10 protein-coding genes and 2 pseudogenes are annotated in these 17,253 nt (G+C 65.6%); 10 read left to right on the top strand and 2 right to left on the bottom strand.

Annotation, left to right across the window (positions count from 1 at the left end):
* The first annotated feature begins 37 nt into the window (after nucleotides 1–37).
* Nucleotides 38–2,842, top strand: coding sequence for an AAA family ATPase (locus AB0C20_RS05025; RefSeq protein WP_357567387.1), 2,805 nt, complete (start codon nucleotides 38–40; stop codon nucleotides 2,840–2,842).
* A 73-nt stretch (nucleotides 2,843–2,915) separates the two neighbouring features.
* Entirely contained in the window at nucleotides 2,916–4,031 is a 1,116-nt protein-coding gene (locus tag AB0C20_RS05020; protein WP_357567386.1) for a hypothetical protein, read from the top strand.
* Between the two features lie 200 nt (nucleotides 4,032–4,231).
* On the opposite strand, the pseudogene AB0C20_RS05015 reads toward AB0C20_RS05020, so the two are convergent.
* Nucleotides 4,232–5,415: pseudogene (locus tag AB0C20_RS05015) on the bottom strand (IS701 family transposase).
* A gap of 890 nt (nucleotides 5,416–6,305) precedes the next feature.
* Here AB0C20_RS05015 and AB0C20_RS05010 point away from each other — a divergent pair.
* The 5 genes and pseudogenes from AB0C20_RS05010 to AB0C20_RS04990 all read left to right on the top strand — a co-directional run bounded on the left by AB0C20_RS05010 (nucleotide 6,306) and on the right by AB0C20_RS04990 (nucleotide 9,549).
* The gene (locus AB0C20_RS05010) at nucleotides 6,306–8,408 is read left to right on the top strand and encodes an N-6 DNA methylase (RefSeq protein WP_357567385.1); all 2,103 of its coding nucleotides are present in this window, start codon (nucleotides 6,306–6,308) and stop codon (nucleotides 8,406–8,408) included.
* A 196-nt stretch (nucleotides 8,409–8,604) separates the two neighbouring features.
* A pseudogene (locus tag AB0C20_RS05005) lies at nucleotides 8,605–9,033 on the top strand (winged helix-turn-helix domain-containing protein); the annotation flags it as partial.
* A 50-nt stretch (nucleotides 9,034–9,083) separates the two neighbouring features.
* Nucleotides 9,084–9,224: a hypothetical protein gene (locus AB0C20_RS05000; RefSeq protein WP_357567384.1), complete on the top strand. Its 141-nt coding sequence runs from the start codon at nucleotides 9,084–9,086 to the stop codon at nucleotides 9,222–9,224.
* On the top strand, nucleotides 9,221–9,379 hold the full coding sequence (locus AB0C20_RS04995) for a hypothetical protein (protein WP_357567383.1): 159 nt from the start codon (nucleotides 9,221–9,223) through the stop codon (nucleotides 9,377–9,379). Before AB0C20_RS05000 ends, AB0C20_RS04995 begins: the two co-directional genes overlap by 4 nt.
* Nucleotides 9,367–9,549 (top strand): transposase, encoded by a 183-nt coding sequence (locus tag AB0C20_RS04990; RefSeq protein WP_357567382.1) that lies wholly within the window; start codon nucleotides 9,367–9,369, stop codon nucleotides 9,547–9,549. Before AB0C20_RS04995 ends, AB0C20_RS04990 begins: the two co-directional genes overlap by 13 nt.
* Nucleotides 9,550–9,633: 84 nt before the next feature.
* On the opposite strand, the gene AB0C20_RS04985 is transcribed toward AB0C20_RS04990, so the two are convergent.
* A complete protein-coding gene (locus AB0C20_RS04985) occupies nucleotides 9,634–11,121 on the bottom strand; it encodes a serine/threonine-protein kinase (protein ID WP_357567381.1) in 1,488 nt (495 codons plus the stop codon).
* A gap of 195 nt (nucleotides 11,122–11,316) precedes the next feature.
* Here AB0C20_RS04985 and AB0C20_RS04980 point away from each other — a divergent pair, with 195 nt between their 5' ends.
* From AB0C20_RS04980 to AB0C20_RS04970, 3 genes are read left to right on the top strand one after another with little or no spacing between them, the layout of a single operon-like run.
* Nucleotides 11,317–13,032, top strand: a complete 1,716-nt coding sequence (locus tag AB0C20_RS04980; protein ID WP_357567380.1) for a PD-(D/E)XK nuclease family protein — start codon at nucleotides 11,317–11,319, stop codon at nucleotides 13,030–13,032.
* Nucleotides 13,033–13,045: 13 nt separating this feature from the next.
* On the top strand, nucleotides 13,046–14,242 hold the full coding sequence (locus AB0C20_RS04975) for a hypothetical protein (RefSeq protein WP_357567379.1): 1,197 nt from the start codon (nucleotides 13,046–13,048) through the stop codon (nucleotides 14,240–14,242).
* The gene (locus AB0C20_RS04970) at nucleotides 14,232–17,177 is read left to right on the top strand and encodes a signal recognition particle (RefSeq protein ID WP_357567378.1); all 2,946 of its coding nucleotides are present in this window, start codon (nucleotides 14,232–14,234) and stop codon (nucleotides 17,175–17,177) included. Before AB0C20_RS04975 ends, AB0C20_RS04970 begins: the two co-directional genes overlap by 11 nt.
* Nucleotides 17,178–17,253 lie beyond the last annotated feature (76 nt).

The following is a 17,253-nucleotide window of genomic DNA, read 5'->3' as shown; positions in this document are numbered from 1 at the left end:
CGGCATGGGAGCCGATGACAGGGACGAGTGAACTCTGGTGATTCATCCCGACGACCTGCCCCGCTGGCGGCACAAGCTCGATCAAATCGAGGCGGCCGTGGACCTCGACGAGGAAGTGAAGGAGCGCTGGGCCAAGGCGGATGCGCTGCGGCCCACCCGGGATGCCGAGGCCCGCAATCTGGTTTCGGAGCTCATCGCTACCCGGGATTTCGCGGCATTCCGGGCAGGCTCGGACAAGTGGTCGCGCCAGGAGGGTCCGTACAACGCCTTCTCGGGTTTCGGTCAGATGTGGCTCAACCAGGTCGCCAACAACCTGCCCGATGACCCCGAGGCGCTGAACGTGCTGGTCCGCGCCTTCACCACGCCGGCCACGATGGATGAGGCGCGCTCCCTGTTCGCCGAGGTCGAGCGGGTGACCCGGGACCTGGCGAGTAAGGGGCAACCGGCCGTCGGGCGGATCCCGTACGTGTTGTCAGTGTTCTGGTCAACGGACCACGTGCAACCGGGCTGGCCGGTGATGTGGAAGAGCGCGCCGGAGCGGATGTGGGCGCTGGGTTGGCTACGGACGTGGGAGAACGCCGACCGCTACCTAGCGGTGGTTGAAGCGGCACGCGCGTTCTATCCCGACGATGTCCACCGGTTCGAGCGATTGATGTGGTTCCTCTCCGAGCGCCAGGGGTTCGTGGGAGTCAACCCCGCCGTGCGGGAGATGTGCGACGAGGCCACCGACATCATGGCCACCTACGAGGTGGGCGCGCGCTATCCGGACGAGGAACGTTCGAGTCGAGCAGCCGCTCTCGCCGCCCAACTCAAGGGCGAGCTGCACATCGCCGCCAAGGGGCTTCTGGCGGACCTACGGGCCGCCACGGGACTCGAGCTGGAGACCTCGCAACCGCAGGACCGGATTGCTTCGGACAAGGCGGCCGCGTATCGCGCGGATGCCTATGCCACCTGGTCGCTGCCCGGGGCGGTGTCCGCAGCCGGCCTACGCCTGTGGGCCACGCGTTCGGGGCTTGCGCTCGGCCTGTACGACTGGCGGAACCCAGGCGCCGGCGCGGCGCTTGCCCTGGGTCCGCTCCCCTCCGGTCACCGGTTCTTCGAGATCCGGCCCCACCTCACCGGAGACCGGCTCGTTCCGGTCGACGCCGATCCGGGTGGGAGCACGTTGGTGGGGAAGTGGTGGCCCTGGTGCGAGGTTCCCCCGGGCCTCGCCCTGCGGGGTGCCCTACTCGAAGAGGTGGGTCGGCTCAAGCCTCTGGTGAGGCTGGTCGCCGGCCAGGGCGAGGCCGTGCCGGCGACGATCCCCGAGGGGGAGAACCTGGCGGCGGCGCTCGCCAGGTTCAAGGCTGAGCGCCCTTACCCGAACGACAAGGACGAGTGGCATGCCGAACAGCGGCAGCAGTTCGCCGAGGCTCTGTCACCTGAGAACCTGACCATCTTCGACCTGGACCAGTTCCGGCTGCTCGTCAACGGCAAGCGCTACGGCAACCCGGGTCCCCAGTCGGTGCTAAACGCCAGCCTTTCGGGCATGGACTCGGTCGCCCTCGACGCCTTCGCCAACAAACTTCGTGAGGTCCTCTTCGGTGATGGAGAGGTTGCCGCCCGCATCGACCGAGGCCTGGATTGGAAGGACCTCGGCACGAAGGGGCTGGGCGAGAGCGTGCTGCTGAAGCTGTTCGCCGTCACCGACCCCCGGCGCTTCCTGCCGATCTTCCCGCTGACGGGTCCGATGGGCAAGATTGCCATGCTGCGCCGGTTAGGGCTCGCGGAGCCGGACGGCGCACTGAGCCGCGGTCAGCAGCACGTCGAGGCGAACGATCGGCTGCGGGCAACCCTCGAGCAGATGCTGCCCGGCGATCCCTGGGGGCAGGGTCAGTTCGCCTACTGGATGCTCAACCACGACGCCGTGGAGCCGGTCGAGGAGGAGGACCATATCGCCCGGACCGCGCGGGATCTCCTCTTGCCCGAACTGTTCCTGCGCGAGCTCGCTGAACTGCTCCACGAAAAGGGGCAACTCATCTTCTACGGCCCTCCGGGCACGGGCAAGACCTATCTGGCGGACCGGCTGGCCAGCGCCTTGCAGCAGGACCCAGAACGGCGGATGCTCGTCCAGTTTCATCCGTCCACCTCGTACGAGGACTTCTTCGAGGGCTACCGGCCACGCACCGATGAACGGGGGCAGCTGACCTACGAGCTTCGCTCCGGGCCGCTTGCGCTGATGGCGGAGAAGGCGGAAAGTAACCCCGGAGTGCCGCACTACCTGATCATCGACGAGATCAATCGCGCCAACCTGCCGCGCGTCTTCGGCGAACTGCTGTTCCTGCTGGAATACCGGAACAAGGCCGTACGAACCGCCTATCGACCCGACGAACCATTCGAGCTGCCGCGCAATCTCTTCTTCATCGGCACCATGAACACCGCCGACAGGTCGATCGCGATGGTGGACGCCGCCCTGCGTCGACGGTTCCATTTCATCCCGTTCATGCCGCACGAGGGAGCGATGCGGTCGCTGCTCGCCGACTGGTTGAAGAAGAACGGGGAGCCGGTGTGGGTCGCCGGACTGGTAGATCAGGTGAATGAGCGGCTCCGGGTCCTGCTGAAAGGACCGCACCTGCAGGTCGGTCACAGCCACTTCATGAGACAGGATCTCACCGACGAGCGGCTCGCACGCATCTGGGAGTACGACGTCTACCCCTTCATCGAGGACCAGTTGTACGGTCGGCCCGACCAGCTAGAGCAGTTCGCCTGGGCGAAGGTGCACGCCGCGTACGGGCCATCCTCCGCTTCGGGGAGCGCGGCCGAAGATGCCACCTCGGACGATTCCGATGAGTCTTCCTTCTGAATCGCATGTCGCCGGCGTAGTGAGGCTTCGCGAGTACGAGACCTCGGGGCCCGTAGCTCTCAACGTCGCGGAGGTGTCCCTGCTCCGCGGCATCCCCGGCGGCCGCCTCGAACTCAACCCGTCGGACGAGCCCGGTTCGTACTTCCTCCAGGCCACCTCCTGGGTAGGCGCCGTGGTCCTACCTCGGCTGACCATCCAGATCCTGCCCAAGGTGCGGGACCTGCGGACGGTTCTGACCATGTTCACCTCCGGCGCAGGCCTGGTCGGGTGGGGAACCGACGCGGCGGCGTACGACCGGAGCGACTTCGTCGAAGGCGTCGCGGGACTGTTACTACGAGCGATCAACGGGGCGACCCGCCGAGGGCTTGTCCACGGCTACCGTGCTGTCGACCAGCGACTCCCGGTGATCCGTGGACGCATGGACGTCCAGCAGCTGGTCGCACGGCCGTGGGACTCCTGGCCAGTGCCGTGCCGCTTCGACGACTTCACCGCGGACATACCCGAGAACCGGGTTCTACTGGCGGCCGTTCGGCATGTCGTGCGGTGGCCAGTAGGCCCCGCCCTGCGTCGCATGGCCGGTGAGCTGCTCCAGCGCCTCGAAGGGGTGGGCGACTCGCCGATCGCGTTGACCGAGTGCGACCTAATCCGACGCACACCGCTCAATGAGCACTACTATCCGGCTCTTGCACTTGCTCGACTGGTCCTCGAGGGCTTCGGCCTCACCCAGGGCGCGGGGGGCCTGACAGCGCAGAGCTTCCTGGTCGACATGAACAAGCTATTCGAGAAGTGGATCGGGGACGAGCTACGTGCGAGGCTCTACCCCACGATCGAGGTCCTCGAGCAGTTGGCCGTTCCCCTGAGCGCCTCGCCACGCGTCACCATGAACCCCGACCTGCTCTTCCTGCGGGGCGCGGAGGTCGTTTTCGTTGCGGACGTCAAGTACAAGCTGACCGGGGGAGGTCTAGCGCGTACCAGCGACTTTTACCAGCTGCTGGCCTACACCACGGCCCTGCGACTACCGCGCGGAATGCTCATCTACTGCCGTGCCGACCTCGCTCCGGACCGGGTCATCACAGTGGTCGGGGGTAACCAGCGCCTGCACACCCATCCCGTGGATCTGAGTGGGTCGCCTGAAATGGTCGCCGAGGCGCTTGACGTGGTTGCGGATTCGATCAGGAAGCTGGCCTGACGGCGTACACGGAACTCGAGATGACCGTGGACCGTCTATTGCGCGGCGAGGTCGCACAGGTGTTGCCGACGGTTAATACTCCAGCCGCACCTGCTAGAGATGGGGTCTTCGCTGGTAGTGGGCTGTTTTAGCACAGTACTGGTGTCGTCGTCGCCATCGTGACCGTCGATGGACGTGGTCGAAGGGTCGGGTGGTGGTGATCAGGTGTGCCAGGAGACGTCGGACCTCGCCGAGGGTGAGAGGAATGAGGCCGTTCTGGTCGGGTTCGGTGCCCCCTTTTTGGCGTGGGCGGCGGTGACGGCGAGGTAGGCGTGGGCGCACAGAACGAGTGTTATATGGCGGTACCAGGCGTCGTAGCGACGCACCTGATAATGGTCCAGGCCGACCTCGATCTTGGCGGTCTGGAAGCATTCCTCGATCGCCCATCGGGTCCCGGCGATCCGGATGAGGGTCTCGTCGCTGGTGTCGGCAGGGCCGAAGCACAGGTAGTAGGCCAGGTCCGTGGGGGTTGGCAATGCTGCGGCGGATCAGCAGCCAGTGGCCGTGCCCGTCGGCGGTGCCGGGTAGGGAAGCAACTGTCCAGTCATAGAATCGCGGTCCTTTGGCCCCCGCACCGCAGCTGCGACGCTTCCATGCCAGGGCCGGCGCGTTGGCGGCGAGGACGTCAGGGCGGGAGTTGCCCACCGTGGTCGGGACCCGCTGGTTGCGGGGCACGGCCAGGACGTAATCGATGCGCTGCTGCTGCAGCCATGTCCGGAACTTCGAGTCCTGCCCGTATGCCTCGTCCGCGGTGACCCACCTTGCCGGCAGTCCGGCGGTGATGGCGCGTTCGAGCATCCGCAGGCCCAGTGCGGGTTTCGTGGCGAACCCGACGCTGGCCGCGATGCCGGCTTCCTCATGGCGGGCGAGGTTGTCGCACCAGCCGCGGGGCAGATACAGCTCCCGGTCGATCAGCTTGCGCCCGTGTGGGCTGGCGTAGGCCAGGAATACCCCGAGTTGGCAGTTTCTCCGTCCGCCCGGCCGTGCCCGAGTACTGACGCTGCACCCCGGCGGATTTGATCCCCTTCTTCAGGAAGCCTGTTTCGTCGACGATCAGCACCCCGTCGTCATGGCCGAGGTGCTCGGACACGTAGGCGAACAGGTCGTCGCGAACAGCGTCCGGGTCCCACGCTGACTTGTCGAGCAGCCGTTGCATACGGTCCGGCGTGGTGTCGCCGGCGGCCTCGGCCAGGGTCCAGCCGTTCTTGCTCGCCAGCGGCGACAGCAACCCAACCAGGTAACTCAGGGCCTGCCGACGCGGCTCCGCCCGCCCGAAACGGTGCGCGAATCGCGCCAGCAGATCATCCAAACCTGCCCGCCAGCCCACGATCTCATCGATCAACACAAGCACGGGAGCCTGCCCGGCCCTGCGACTGACCACAACAGACAGATGGTGCGACCACACGACCTACCACCGAATAACATCGACACTCGCAGCTACGCGTCAGGCTCACCTATGGCGTCGATCATGCCGGTGAGCTGCTAAAACTCCAGATCAGGCAACTACGGCTGGAGTATTAGGCGTCCTGGAAGGTGATGGCGGCGAGACGACATCGATGAGGGGCACATCCGTAGAACGATGGATGTCGGCTGTGGTTGCGCAATCCTGCGAATCGGGTTCACGTACCCGACTCGCTCACGATCGCACCGGTCGAGGCAGCCGACGCACGTAGGTGTGCAAAGAAGCAACCCGGAGACGGCTCGGCTCGGGCCGGGATTGTCGGCGTCTGCGAGACGACCTCTCAATCTGCCGCGCGGCGAGCTCGCGCATCACCGCCTCGGGAGGGACGGGTTGGCAGCCGCCGCCACGCCGATGTCGGCGTCAGTGAGCAGTCGGATGATCCTCTCCACCGGCAGCGCGGAGTTGCTCGCGGCGGTCCGGCGTGCCTGCTGGTCAGCCAGGCAGGCGAACAGTGCCTTCGCTGGCGCGCGTTCGGATGTGCGGCGATGCGGCGGGGCGCCTTCTGCGCCGGCGGTTTCTGCTTTGCAAGCTGTAGCAGCAGGTCTGTGGGCAGGACGGGTTGACGGCGACTCTTGCGGCGACCTGCGGAACCGGGCGCCTGGTGGACGGCACGAGGGGAGGGGCGGTCGCAGGCATTGGCCTGGTCGGGCAAGCGTACGGCAGATGGCTGTAAACTGTGTCAACCAGATGCTTCGCTGCAGTCATGTCTATTGATGTTGCTGCGAAGCGACGCTGAGCGACCGCTCGGTCGTCCAGCTGACTCGGGAGTGCAGATGCCAGAAGAGACCGACACCCCGGTCGTTCTCGCAGAGATCGCGCGGATCGCCAGCGTTGGACGCGCCGCCGTGAGCAACTGGCGACGACGGCATGCGACGTTTCCTCGCGCTATCGGCGGCACAGACGCAAATCCTCAATTTTCGTTGATCGAGGTTGAGTCGTGGCTGCTGGCGAACGGCAAGCTCAAGCACATAGGCCACCTCGAGCGACTTTGGCCGCGCTTCGAAGTGCTTGGCGACCGGGCGTTGAGTGGCAGGGCGATCGCGGAGTTCGGCCTCAAACTCCTGCCGCGGGAAATCGAGCCGACATTGGCGCCGTCGCAAGATTTGCCCAGTGCCGCAGTCACGCTAGTGGACCAAGCCGTGGAGATCGCATGTGAGGAGGGGGCCAGAAAGACCTTCGATTTTCTGCTCGGTCGATGGCTCGAAACCTATGTCCGCCAGATGAGCGTGACTTCACCGCAGCTTGCCGAGCTGATGGTGACGGCCGCGATGGCGTCGGTGCCGGTCGGACTGGAAGCCTACGGCACGGTGCTGGACCCGGCGTGCGGGAGCGGCGAACTGCTGCTTGCCGCTGCCAGGCGCGGGTGGCGCACACTATTGGGTACTGACATCGATCCCACGTCCGTCGCGATGACGTCAGCGCGGCTGGGCCTCGAGATCAGCAAACGGCATGCCATGTCAGAGAGCGACGATCGCGTCCCCCGAACGGCGGCTGGCGGTCAGCTGCCTGTGGTTGCTGTCCGTCCGGGAGATTCGCTTCGAACCGACACGCCCAGCCAAATCAAGGCCAACTTGATCATTTCCGCTCCGCCATACAACGAGCGAGACTGGGGCCATGAAGAACTGGCCACCGATCCGCGGTGGAAGTACGGTGTCCCGCCTCGGACCGAGTCGGAACTTGCCTGGGTCGAACACGTACTGAGCCGGCTGGCGCCGGACGGTGTGGCAGTACTTCTGCTGCCGCCTGCGGTAGCGTCTCGGCGGGCGGGGCGCCGAATCCGGAGTGCGCTATTGCGCGCCGGAACGGTCCGGGCGGTGATCGCACTACCGCCGGGTATCGCCCCGCCATACAGCGTGGCACTTCACCTGTGGATTCTGCAGGCACCCCCAGAAGAGGCGCAGGACAACGCTGTTCAGGAGATCCTCCTGTGCGACACCTCCGCTTTCATTGCGTCGCCAGGCGGCAAGCCGCAGGACTTCGACTGGCCACGCCTCCAAGGTCATATCGGTCAGATGCTCGATGAACTTCGAAGTCGCGGCGGGAGGAGCCGTGGGCCAGGTACGACCAAGCCGCTGCCTAGCGGGTGTGGGATCATCTCAGTGATGACGCTGCTGGACGAGCAGGTCGACCTCACGCCAGGGCGTCATGTTCCCTTAAGCGCCGGCGAGCAGGTCGACCTAGGCGAAGCGTGGAACGATTTCAAGAAGATCCTAGTCGAATTGGATGCGCACTCGGGGCGCCTGTCCTCGCTTCAGTTCTCGGCCGAACCTCACCGCACGGTCGGCATGACAAGCGTCAGCGATCTGGATCGTGCTGAGGCCCTCAAACTCCGAACGGGCCAACCCGTCGAAGCAGACGTTGACTCTGAGGATGGCTTTCCTGGGGCGGTCCCCGTGCTGCACGTGAGGGATTTGTTGTTGACCGGACGTCCAGGGGGATGGCTTGAACCGGAGGCTGCCCGCAAGGGGGTAGAGGCCGGCCTGCTAACCATGGCCGTGGCAGGCGACGTCATCGTGGCGGGTGTTGAGCGCGCATATCGCGCATGGGTGCACATGGGTGAGCCGCTGATCATAGGCCCTCAGCTGTACTCGATGCGGGTGAATTCGAAGCTGCTCGACTCGTGGTTTCTAGCAGGCTGTCTCCGAGCTCCAGCTAACGCGCGACAGGCGAGCACGCATGCCACATCCTCAGGCCGCATCGATGTACGCAAGCTACAGGTACTACAGCTGGCGCTCGCTGAGCAGAGCGCCTACGGCGACGCGTTCCAGGCAGTGGCCCGGCTGGAGGAGACGCTACTAGGCCTCCATCAGATCGGAACAGGCCTGGTCACCAGGATCAGTGATCAACTCTCCGCAGGGCGTGCTCACGTGTACTGAGGCGATCGCCCAGACCTTGATCGCGAAGCGGTGAGGTGACCGGTCGTGTGCTTCCGACGCTGGCCGCTGTTGAAAGATTGACGTCCGTCGGCGTTTTTGCGTGATTTGGGTCGATGGGTTCGGTAGGCCGGAGGTATGAGGTATCCGGCTGGTGGTGGCCTGAACGCGGCAGCCCGGGGTCCGGCGTGAGAAGGTCCGGATCGAGGCCGCGATGATGTTCGAGGAGTCCGTACTGACCGCGCAGATCGCTTCTGATCTGCGGGTTTCCGAGAAGTCGGTGCGTCTGTGGCGGCGGCAGTGGACCGCTGGCGGAACAGAGGCTCTGGCGTCGGCCGGGCCGGGCGGCTCGGCCTGCAAACTCTCCGCTGAGCAGCTGAAACAGCTGGCCGAGATACTCGATGAAGGTCCGATCTTGCACGGCTGGGACGATGCCCGCTGGACCCTCACGCGGGTGGCCGAGGTGATCGAGCGCCGTTTCGGCGTCTCCTACACGCTGCGCGGGGTGTCCTATCTGCTGCATCGCATCGGGTACAGCCAGCAGGTCCCCACTCGTCGCGCCATCGAACGCGATCCGGAAGCGATCGCCGGCTGGCATCGCGGGCGGTGGCCGTCGGTAGGAGGTTAGCGGCGGCGCAGGGCGCCTGGATCTGCTTCCAGGACGAGGCAGGCCAGGTCATGCGACCGCCGGTGGCCAAGACGTGGGCCCGGCGCGGTCACACGGCGGTGGTCGAGGTCTCCGGCAAGGGCTCCGGACGGGTCTCGATTGCCGGTCTGGTCTGCCTCAAGCCCGGACGGCGAGGCCAGCTGATGTGGTGAACCCGGCTGCACGTGGTCGCAAAGGCGAACGCGGCAGCTTCAGCGAGGACGACTACATCGCCTTCCTCGACCAGGCCCACCAGCGACTGCAGGCACCGATAGTGCTGATCTGGGACGACCTGAACACCCACGTCAGCCGCGCATGCACGCCCTGATCGCCGTCCGGCCGTGGCTGACCGTGATCCGGTTACCCGCCTACTCCCCGGACCTCAACCTCACCGAAGGCGTCTGGCGTTGGATGAAACGCGGCGTGACCAACACCGCCGCCCACGGCGTCGAGCACCTCGCTGAACTGGTCAACGTTGACTACGCGCTTGTCGGCTAAGGACCGATCTCCTCGCCGGCTTCCTCGCCAGCACCGGCATGACTCTCGAACCCGAACCACCGAGATAGTTCGGACCTTGGCCCTTCAACCTCTGTAGCTGGCTGAACGCCAGTCAACCAGGGCGTCGATGAACGTCTGGGCCTCGGTATGGCCTGCCTCTCGTAGACTCTGTGCGACCGCGATGGCTCGTTCAGCCAGATGGCTGGCGGGTGGCTCGGGTAGCGTGCGGACCAGTTCGGTCATCTCCCTTAGCAGGCCGATAGCGGGTTGCAGGTCCCCGAACGGAATGCGGCATTCGCTCAGTCCGAGGCGGCCTTCCCATACGTCGGGGTGGTCCTCGCCGAACTCGGCGACGGCGATGTCGATCGTGTCCTGATAGAGAGCGCCAGCACGGCCGAAGTCGCCAGCCAACCGCAAGGCATCCGACGCCTGCTGCCGTACGGTGGACACCACCTGTTCTCGTACTCCCCACTGGCGCTGTGCGGCTGCGAGCAGGTCGCAGAGTTCGGCGGAAGCCTCCTGTAGCTTGACCGGATCTGTGCCGAGCCGGGCCAGCGACGCCGCGACTTCTCGCTTACTGAGCCACTGGCGGCCTTCCGCCCGAGGGTGCGACGGCTGCTTCGCCGCGGGCATCGCCCTTTGCGAGGTGTCCGAGGTTCGTACGTTGCGGAAGTACGCTGTCGGATCCGGATTGATCCTCGGCGAAGGGGCGGGATCACCCGGCTTGGGAAGATATTTAGTGAATACTTCAAGTACCGCAAGAGCGCTCTCGGGCCGATCCTCCGGCCTCTTGCCGAGCATTCCCAGGGTGAGGTGCTCGATGTCTGCGGATATTCGGGAGTTGTATACGGTGGGAGGTGCTGGCGCCTCGTGTAGATGCTTCTTCGCCAGGCCGTCTCCCTCAAACGGTGGGCGGCCGGTGAGCATCTTATACACGATGCAGCCAAGCGCGTAGAGATCGGTGGCAGGGGTGACCTGCTCTTCCAGGATTTGTTCCGGGGCTTGATAGCCCCTACTGCCCACCGTGGAGCCTTGCCGGGTGTATTGGGTGGCCCCGGGGCTGAGTATCTTCGCGACACCAAAGTCGATCAACTTCACGGTACCGTCGGCGGCGATGAGGATGTTGTGTGGTTTGAGGTCGCGATGGACGACGGGCAGTGCGTGTACGGCGTCCAGGGCAGCGGCTACTTGTACGACGATCGACGCTATCGTGCTGATGCTGGGATTGTTCGTCTCTAGGAATTGATGCAGCGAACCGCCGTCAACGTATTCCATGACGAGATACGGATCGTCGCCGTGTTTGCCGATGTCGAACTGCCTAGGAATTCCGGGATGGCGCAGTTGCTTGAGGAGATTGGCCTCGCGCCGAAAGCGCCGGCGCGCCATGAGTAGGTCGGCGTGGCGAGCATCGTCGCCGGCGTAGGACGCGAGGAACTGGTCCGAACGCAGCATCTTCACCGCGACTAGGCGTGGTTCCCGCCGATCTGAGGCCTTCCAGACCTCGGCCATGCCGCCGCTGCCGAGGCGCTCGACCAGCTCGTACCGGTGGTTCAGCGCGTCGCCTGGTTTCATGACCGTCCTCTGATGTGGAGTGGAGTGCTGCACGCGCCGGATCGGCTCCGCGGGAGCGAAGTCCCGTACAGTGAACCACGCTCAGAGCGCTGTGTGAGTGTACTGAGTTTACAGATATCGCCGAGTGTGCTTGAGTGAGTGTCCTGACAGGTCGACTGGCATCGGTCAGCCTCTACGCCGCATCGAGGTTACTTTATGTCAACCTGGCATAGGCCGGACGGAACCGCTGGCGAGATCACCCTTATCCGCACCAACCTCACCGCGGCGCGGGAGGCTGACGAAGACTGCCCGCTTGGACGCAGCCTCGAGGCGCGGCCGTTGGTGACCGCAGACCCGGAGGCTCCTGAGCTGACCCTTCCGCTGGCCGACTTCGCGCTCGGTCCACTGATGGCGGCCTTGGACCGGATCGAGTTCCCCCGGTTCGGACTCAGCCAGACAGAAGTCCTGAGCCTGATGTGGCAGACGCGCGGGACATTCAGGAACCATCGTCGGGCTCCGGCTCACCCCGGTCTGCTGAAGTGGACCGAGCTGGCGATCTCGCACTACCTCACGGCTCGCCAGGCCGATCAGGCGGCGCGCTTGGCAGCAGGCGAGCCAACGACGCGGGCGGTGGACGTCAAGTGGGTCATCCAGCGGCAGCTGAGCCAGCCCGACGCGCGGGGCGCCAGGACGTACGAGCAGACGGCATGGGGCCGGCGCTACACATCCGCCGACGGTGAGGTGCGTGAACTGTGGCTGCTCTCGTTCGGCCGCGCCAAGACCGAGCGACCGGCTGGCGAGACCGCGGCGGCCGCGAAGGTGACAATGTTCGGCGGCTCTGCGGTAGGCGGCTGGAAGGCTCCACACAAAATGACTCCGGCGAGGCGGCCGCAAATCGGTGAGCCGAAACATCCCTCGAGAGCCCGGGTCATCGACGTCGGATGCGCCGACGGGTCGTTCAGCGTGCTGGCCGACTGGAATCGTAGGCAGGTAGATGACAACTTCGCTGCCGATGCCGCCCCGGTCTTGTCGCGGGTAGTCGGGGACATGCAGACCAAGCCCGGCTCGAGTTGCCTGGATTGCAAGGCGATAACAGGGTGCAGTGTTCTGCCGAGAACACCGGGGTTGCTGTCGCTGACGGCGGGCCACCCGAGCGGACGCCGCATGAACATGTCGGTGTCGGACCTGCGCTACTACGAGGACTGTCCTGCGAAGTACCACATCCTGCGCCAACTGAAACTCAAGTCGACACGGCCGGAGAGCAACGCGATCAGGAGGGGACGGGCCGTTGACGCGTGGCTCAACGAGCGTCACGCGGACCGCGACCGCACTGCCTGCCGCGCCCAATCCGGGCCGGACGTGAGCATGTGGCTGGCTGACCGGTTCTCGCTGCCGCCCATTGACGCGGACGCGGCCGCACGCATGGCGGCACACCATGGCTGGTTCTGCCCCCTGGACGGTCTCAGCACCTCCGAGAAGGTGCTAATCCAGCCACAGATCACGTGCTTCGATCACGAAATGAACCTCGTGTTCACGGCCACGCCGGACCTGGTGCACAGCCGCGACGGTGGCTGGATCTGGCGTGAGACCAAGACGTCGGCGAGCAAACTGTTCGAAGGAAAGCCGCTGCTGCGCCAATATCCGCAGCTTGCCTTAGCGGTGCTCATGCTCAACGCGGGCGCACTCGGCGGCATCGTCGCGCACTCTCGGGTGGAGCTGGAATTGCTCACCCCCGACGACGTGACCCTGGAAGAGATCGATCCGGCTCGCCCGGCTGTCGTCGACGAGGCACGCCAGGTCATCGACGACCTGGCGAAGCCGTGGATTCGCGACACTACCTATGAGCCCCAGCCCGGAGCAGCCTGCGCCAGCTGCGAAGCCCTCGACTGGTGCCAGCCAGGCCAAGATCACCTCGGCGCACTGACGACCTGAACGGGAAACGCTGATGCCCACCACCTTCAACCAACATGAGGACTGGAGCCTTTATCCTCATGTTCCACTGCTGCATACCATCGCCAGCGCAGTGATTCGCCTCGCCGATGTCACCGGACTGGCCGCGTTCACCATGCCCTACCCGGCCGAAGCCCAACGGGCGCTGGACCGGTTGATCCTGGCGTGCCTGCTCGCTGGGGTGCAGGAGACCCCTCGCAGTCTGCCTGACCTGCTCTTCTGGTGCCGGACCCGACCGCTGGAGGACTGGCCACTTGACCTGCCCCCCGACGCGTTCGGCCCCGACGACTACCTCATCGACCCCGACGCGTTCGTGCCCACCCAGTTGTGTCACGAGTGGTGGGTGCAGAGCCGCGACAGTGCCGCCACCAAGTTCGACCGCGATGTCGTCCGAGCGGCCATGCGGCTGTGCTCGCAGGCGTCGTCACCGGAGTCCTATACGGCGTTCCGCAGACTCCTGGTCGCCAAGCCGGTACTCAACAGCGATGAACGATTCCAGGTCGCGACCGATCTGCTCCTCGAGCCAGTCGCCGAACTGATCGGTCACTGCTACACCTCGGCACCTGTGGCCTACCGCAGGGACGGGGCATACCGGACTTGTGGGCGCTGCCTCACCCTGCTCACCCCGCTTTCCGGCGGACGCTGGTGGTGCGAGCGAGACGCCTGCCGCCGTACCGGAACCGCGCCTACGGGCCGAATCCTGGTCGAAGCCGAGGCCGGCGAGGTGCTCCAGCTGGTTCGTCCGTTACGGCAGTTCGTAACCGGGCCCGGCCGTGCCGAGGTCGACCTCGAAAACCGGCTCGGGCAGCTACGGCATCGCGGCTCGTCGGTGGACATCGGGATGTGGCCGGGATTCGACGCCTACGACCTGCGAGTGACCTTCCCGGACGGGCATGTGTGGGCCATCGACGTCAAGGACTGGAAACACCCAGGGCTGCTCGGACGGGCGGCCAGAGCCGTGCGACCCGATCCACCCTACGACGAAGCGTGCTGGGTCGTCCCTCAAGCCCAGGCCGATGCCCACCGCGGCTACGTGGCCATGTTCTACCGCAACCGCGCACCCGAAGCCGCCGGACTGGCGCTGCTTACCGACCGTGACCTGATCGCCCGAGTACACGCGAGGCTGCGCGGCGAGACAGGCGTACATCTGGCAGCACCTGACCCGGACAACGGAGCCTACGATGCGCAGTAGCAGCAGGTGGTACCAACCCATAGCCAAAGAGCTGGGACGGGTATGGCCCGAGGAGTCGACAGCGCTCAAGCCGGCGGTCTTGTGCCAGGTCGAGTTGGGCCTGCGGCTGCTGGAGCGCCTCCAGGTCGACGCCGACCCGGCGTCGGGCGTCGCCGGCGCGGACGGTATCTACACCCTCTTAGGCGGATACCCGTTCGCCACAGCCACCGGCCTGGCATCCAATCCTCAACAGCTCGCCATGATCGTGAACGCACGTCATCTGCTGTGGAGGCTGCGTCGCCGCCGGACCTGGCTGCAGCGCCTGGCGGCATACCGTGCCCTGCCCGAAAGGCTACGCGCCTACCGCGTCTCGCCCGACCTGAAGACGGCCTACCCGGGCGCCGCCACCATCGTCGTAGACCGCCTGACGCGGTACGACGAGGCGCTGTCGAAGCTTCCCGACTTCGATCGACACGCGTTGCCTCTAGCCCCGGCAGGCCCGAACCTCTTCCGCGATCGCAGACGTCCGACCTCGGTCAACATTCCCGAGCAGCTGCGCTTCCCGGTCATGCCCGGTCACGACCTGTCCGTGATACCCCGCGCCGCCGGCCGGCCTCTGGACATCTCACGCGACGAGCTTCACGCCACCGCCCAGTGGATGGAGAACACCGAACGCGAGCTCGGGCTCCCGTCCGGCCACTGGGTCAAGCGACTTGAGGACGTCCATCTGGAGACTCTCAACGCAGACGGCAAGTCCTTCCAGCGTTCGAATATCCTTCGCCTAGACCGCATGCTGCACCTCGTCGGCATGGTCGGTGCCGGCAAGAGCACCCTAATGATCATGGTCGCGGTCTGGGCCGCGAGAAAGGGTCTCCGCACGACCCTGGTCGTCGGAGACGTCGCCGAACAGCTCACCCTCACCACCCTGTTCCGCAACTTCGGGCTGAGCGCCGCACCGGTCCTGGGTGGGACAACCAGAGAGCGGCACACCGGCCGGCTTCACCGCCGGCTCGCCGCCCGCGGCTCGAATTCCCTGCTTGCTCATGATCACCCGGGGTTCGATGACCTGAGCACCGCATGTGTCATCGACGCGCTGCGCGGCCTGGAGGCCGCCGAGCCACTGCGCTACGCCGACGCGCCCTGCGTCAGCCTCCGGCCAGTCGCCCCGCCGAAGTCACCGGACGGCAAGTCTGAACTGCCAGAAACCTATCCCGTGACCGACTATCTCACCAGCGCGCCCGCGCGAGACGACACCGACGAAGAGCGCATCCCGGCCCACGGATGCCCGATCTGGAACCAATGCGCCCGCCACAGCATCGACCGGGACATGGTCGACGCCTTGATCTGGGTCGCCAACCCCGCGAGCCTCCTGCAAAGCGGCGTGCCCTACCACCTCAACGAAGAACGGCTGCGCCGGCTGGAGCTGGCATGCCTACGCAGCGACATCGTCTTCGTCGACGAGGCCGATCGCGTTCAGATGCAGCTCGACGCTGCCTTCGCCCCGTCGGCGACACTGGTCACCCGCGGTCCGGAGTCCTGGCTCGACAAACTACACACCCACAAGATTAACGAACTCGCTCGCCAGGGCCGCCTGCCGCTGTCGGACGAGGACGTCGAACGCTGGGCGAAAGCCCTCGACGTTGTCAGCTCCGCGACCAACCGCATCTACGCGATGCTCATCAACGACGAGTCACTACGCAACTGGGCCGACACCGACTACTTCAGTGCTTGGACATTGCAAGAAAAGCTCATGGCCGAGTGGTTCCCCGAGCAGCACACCGACCCGTCCGCACCCGGGGACGACAAGACCGACAACGACGTCTACGAAACAGCCGACCCACTGGACCCCGACGAGAACCCCGCTGATCTGCCCACACCCGACACCGAGCCGTGGGCCGGGCGGCGCCGCGAGGTCATCGCCATCTTCGACGCCTTCCGCGACGATCCGCTCGGCGACCACGGACCCCGCGAACCTGGTACCCAGACCCTCATCGCCGGCGCACATGACCTCATGCACACCCTCGACGCGAGCGCCAGCCGCAAGCGCGTCCGTACCATGCTCGACCTTCTCCTCACCGGCGCTCCGATCCTCGACGACTCGCTCACCCAACCCGGTCCCAAGCCGGGCGAGGCAGACCCCGACCCGGTCGATATCTGGGGAACCGAGCCCTGGTTCGAACGCACCGCGCTGCGGCTGGAGTTCACACTCCTGCTAGCAACGCTGCATCACCGCCTCAACCGGGTCACATTCCTATGGCCGCAGGTCGAAGCCGCGCTACACCTCGACTCCACCGACAACGAACTTGCCCGCCGGCCACCGCTGGACTACGCACCCGTCGTGCCCGAAGCCCCCATGGGAAACGTGCTGGGCTTCCAGTACCTGACCGACGATCCTGAACCGGGCAAAGACGACCGGCGTAGCGGCATCCTGCGGTTCTTCCGCTGCGCAGGCGTCGGCCGAGAACTACTGCTGAATCTGTCCGCCCTCGGGTCCGATCCCGGCAACGGCAGATCCGGCCCACACGTGGTCCTCATGTCCGGCACTAGCTGGGCCGGCACATCGACCCGCGCGCACATCCTCGTCCCGGTGAAAGCCATCCTGAAACCTCACGACGACGCCCTGGACGCTATCCGCCAGACGAGTTTCCGGACCCACTTCCTCTACGACGGCGACAGGGCCTTGACATTGTCGGGGGCGTCCACCGAGACACGTCCGGCGGTCTTACGCCAAATGATCACCCGGTTGGGAAAGTCGACCGCTACCCAATCGAGCCCGCTGGACGACGAACTTCGCCAGATCGGCGATGACAACCGTCGGCGAGCTCTTCTCCTGGTCGGCAGCTACCGCGAAGCGACCATCGCAGCCGACCTGCTCGACGACATCCCACGATGGAATCGTCGGGTCCGGGTCTTGGCCGCCGACGATGCAGAACTAGAAGCAACGCCGTTCAGTTAAGTGGTTGGTGTGGTCGTCAAGGGTCGGGGATGACGATGTCGATACTGGTGGTGGCTTGGTAGCTGCGCCGGTCGAT

The sequence above is a fragment of the Micromonospora sp. NPDC048843 genome (genome assembly GCF_040649965.1).
GTDB lineage: Bacteria > Actinomycetota > Actinomycetes > Mycobacteriales > Micromonosporaceae > Micromonospora > Micromonospora hortensis.
Note: the sequence above shows the minus strand (reverse complement) of the source record. Positions and strands in the feature narration are given on the sequence as shown.

What these genes read in the sequence shown, in the direction of transcription:
- AB0C20_RS05000 (WP_357567384.1), top strand. Translation starts at nt 9,084, where the DNA reads ATGCGACCGCCGGTGGCCAAGACGTGGGCCCGGCGCGGTCACACGGCG.
- AB0C20_RS04975 (WP_357567379.1), top strand. Translation starts at nt 13,046, where the DNA reads ATGCCCACCACCTTCAACCAACATGAGGACTGGAGCCTTTATCCTCAT.
- AB0C20_RS04980 (WP_357567380.1), top strand. Translation starts at nt 11,317, where the DNA reads ATGTCAACCTGGCATAGGCCGGACGGAACCGCTGGCGAGATCACCCTT.
- AB0C20_RS05010 (WP_357567385.1), top strand. Translation starts at nt 6,306, where the DNA reads ATGCCAGAAGAGACCGACACCCCGGTCGTTCTCGCAGAGATCGCGCGG.
- AB0C20_RS04985 (WP_357567381.1), bottom strand. Translation starts at nt 11,121, where the DNA reads ATGAAACCAGGCGACGCGCTGAACCACCGGTACGAGCTGGTCGAGCGC.
- AB0C20_RS04990 (WP_357567382.1), top strand. Translation starts at nt 9,367, where the DNA reads ATGCACGCCCTGATCGCCGTCCGGCCGTGGCTGACCGTGATCCGGTTA.
- AB0C20_RS04970 (WP_357567378.1), top strand. Translation starts at nt 14,232, where the DNA reads ATGCGCAGTAGCAGCAGGTGGTACCAACCCATAGCCAAAGAGCTGGGA.